The sequence below is a fragment of the Sideroxydans sp. genome (genome assembly GCF_054604835.1).
In genome coordinates this window covers 1-2,904 of the sequence record NZ_JBTSFG010000025.1, presented here as the reverse complement: position 1 = coordinate 2,904, position 2,904 = coordinate 1, and the positions used below count along the sequence as shown (strand labels likewise).

Genomic DNA, 2,904 nt, shown 5'->3' with positions numbered 1-2,904 from the left:
TTCCCGATCATCATGCTCCTTATCCTGATGGCCGGACACAAAGGTGGTTTGGTGCTGAAAGCTTATGTGATGAGCTTGGTATGGATTCAGCTTTGGCCTCCACTCTATGCAGTGATGCACCTGATCATGACAATCCACTCCCAGGAGCTGGCGGCCATGACAAGCGGAATGGGATTGTCGATGGCTGAATACAGCCAAGTGAATAACGCCTACATCAGCGACGAGGCGATCGCCGGCATGATAGCGGCGACCGCCATCCCAATGATCGCCTCGGCAATCGTGAAGGGAGGGGATGTCGGAGCACAGGCAATTGGCGGCATGGTGGCACCAACACGCGAATCCTCGCAGGTAGCTTCGAGCATGGCATCCGGTTCCTTCTCCATGGGGAGCGCGTCGCTTGGCAGTCAGTCGGCAGATAACTTGAGCATGAATCAAATAAGCGCAAGGCCGACCATCACACAAGGCGGGATGACTGCAAGCAACTCCGATTTTGTCAAACACAATTATGGCAGCAATGGAGAGATCATCAATAATAGTGAGGCATTCCAGAATATTGGGGCTAACTTGAAGGCCAGTGGCAGAACTGCCGGGGCGCTGACCCAGACAGGTGAAAAACTGGATGGCGCTGCCATGGCATACCAGTCTGCCGCAAGCGATAGTATTGCAGCCGCCAGAGCACAGTACGGCTCGTATGATCAGTCTCATGGAACTGGCACTCGATCTGGAACAACTTCTTCCACTGGCAGCACAGCACAGTTTATGCAGGCGTATGAGACCGAACAAAAGCTGGCTGACAAGTTCGCTAAGGAACATGGCTTGAATCAAACACAGATGGCTGAAATTCAGGCTTACGCTCGCGCCGAAGCATCTGGCGGACTGAACATACTTGGAACCGGTGCAACTGTCTCCGGAGGAGTTCAGACAGGAGGAAAAAGTAGTTCAGCCACTTCACAAAATCAAAAACTTGCCCACGAACTTTCCCAGCAGAAAGAATTCAAGGCGGCCGTTCAGCGAGCCGATACGGCATCACACCAAAAAGACTTCGCGACTGGTGAAGATGCGGGATCGAAAGCAGCCAGGGGCATCAGGGCCAGCTTGGATGAAAGTACGGCATACGTCACTTCAGCAACCGCTACGCATACGACAGCAGATTCATACAGGGATGCCGCATCCAGAGTTAAGGAAAATGCGGCCGGGTTTGACGCTAATGCCAATAACCAGTTTATGGAGTGGATGAAAGGGCAGGTTAATCCGACCACGGGTAAGAATTTCACTGCCAGCGATGTGGAGTCCATGTCTCGTAATGCTCCTGAAGACATTGGGAAGTATGCACAGCAGTTCGTTGATGAAAAGATGGTGCCCGAGCTTGATAAGAACATTCCGAAACCGACCAACAACATTGAGGCGATACACAGCAAAAACGCTGGCGCGGTCGGCACGTCAGGCGACGTACTGACAAAGCATAGCGGGAACATGGAGGCTGTCAAAGACAAACAAGACAAGGCGGGTGTCACTATTGGGAAAGGCCCGGCTGACACGGTATCCCCTGCTGCCGATCAAATGCTTGGCCGCGCAACTCAGCAGATTAACCTTGGGAATAGCGGCATTACATCGGCAGGGCAGCCGATAAAAAGCTCGGTCACTTCGAACACAGATCCTACGCGTCAGAACAATATGGGGCTTGCAGCGCAGAACGCTGCCGCATCGGTATTGCCTGAAGGCACCATGAAGCTTTTGGATGCGGGAGGTATGGTTAGCGCGGATGCCGGCGTGGCCAAGCCATCTGCCGACAAGTACAAGGGTGACTTGGTGGATGCGGCTATCGATACGGCGATCTTTGCCGGGTCGATGGCAATAGGGGGGCCGGTTGGAGGTAAGGTGGTTTCCAAGTTGGGCGGAGAGGCTGCAAACGTTGCAGCAAGGGTTGGAAAACACTCTGGTGATGCTGCACAAACTACAGCACTAAAGGTTGCTGGAAAAACTGAAGAACGCATTGCGGCGGGTGCTGTGAAAGCTGAAGGCGCAGTCGCTCCTGAAGTCTCGGCGGTTGCACGTGAGGCAACTGAGAAGGCGGCGGCCAAAGCTGGCGCAAAGGCCGAGGTCGATGCCGCCCAAACCGTCACTGGGATTGGCCAAGTCGGGGGTGTTGCCGCAGGCGGAGTTGTTGCTAATCAGTTGACTGGCGAGCGGGGAGCAGCCCCGCAGGCTATAGAGGCGGTGAAAAAGACCGATGAGGCAGTGATGGGTATCGTCTCTGATTTGGCAGCAGATCCCACCCCGTCGCCGGGAAGGGTAAGCAGCGGCCAAATCAAGTACCCGTCTGCAGAACCGGCTTCAACTGCGGACAATAATGGTGACAACAACTCATTGGGGGCTGCACGTGAGGCAACTGAGAAGGCGGCTGCGAAAGCTTCACCCAATAGCCAGACACCAGTAAGTAAATAACACCACACTAGGCGATCCACAGGCGTACTGGAGAATACCTCAGAGCCAGATTCTACACATCATGCGTCCTGCAGACGGTCTGGGCGTGTACTGAGTCAGCCTGCGCAGTGACAGCCCTTTCCGGGTACGATATGTAAAAGTACATCCATGTATTTACATTTGGCGAGGGCGGGGGTAGGATGTACACGTAAACATATGCGGAGTTAGACATGACAACAACCAGGCTATTCAAGAACGGTAATTCGCAGGCGGTTCGCATCCCTGCCGAATTGGCATACAGCTCTTTTGATATGGATCTAATCATTGAGCGAAATGGTGATGAATTGAGAATTCGGCCAGCCCAACGTCGCATGGGAGATGTTCTGGCAAATTTTGCTAAATTCACCCCCGATTTCATGTCCGATGGACGCGAGCACAATCAGGAAGCAGAGCGCGAAGCACTATGAAGCCGAAATTCAT

The 2,904-nt window shown here is 53.5% G+C and carries 2 protein-coding genes; both read left to right on the top strand.

The window, feature by feature from the left end:
- Positions 1-2,445: conjugal transfer protein TraG N-terminal domain-containing protein (locus ACYCZ5_RS13980; RefSeq protein WP_461545417.1), on the top strand; the 2,445-nt coding region annotated here is incomplete at its 5' end.
- A gap of 209 nt (positions 2,446-2,654) precedes the next feature.
- Positions 2,655-2,891 carry an antitoxin gene (locus tag ACYCZ5_RS13975; RefSeq protein ID WP_461545416.1) on the top strand — a complete coding sequence of 79 codons (237 nt, stop codon included), beginning with the start codon at positions 2,655-2,657 and terminating at the stop codon, positions 2,889-2,891.
- Positions 2,892-2,904: the final 13 nt, after the last annotated feature.

Bases quoted from the DNA above. Each gene is read 5' to 3' on its own strand.
- ACYCZ5_RS13975 (WP_461545416.1), top strand. From the start codon at position 2,655: ATGACAACAACCAGGCTATTCAAGAACGGTAATTCGCAGGCGGTTCGC.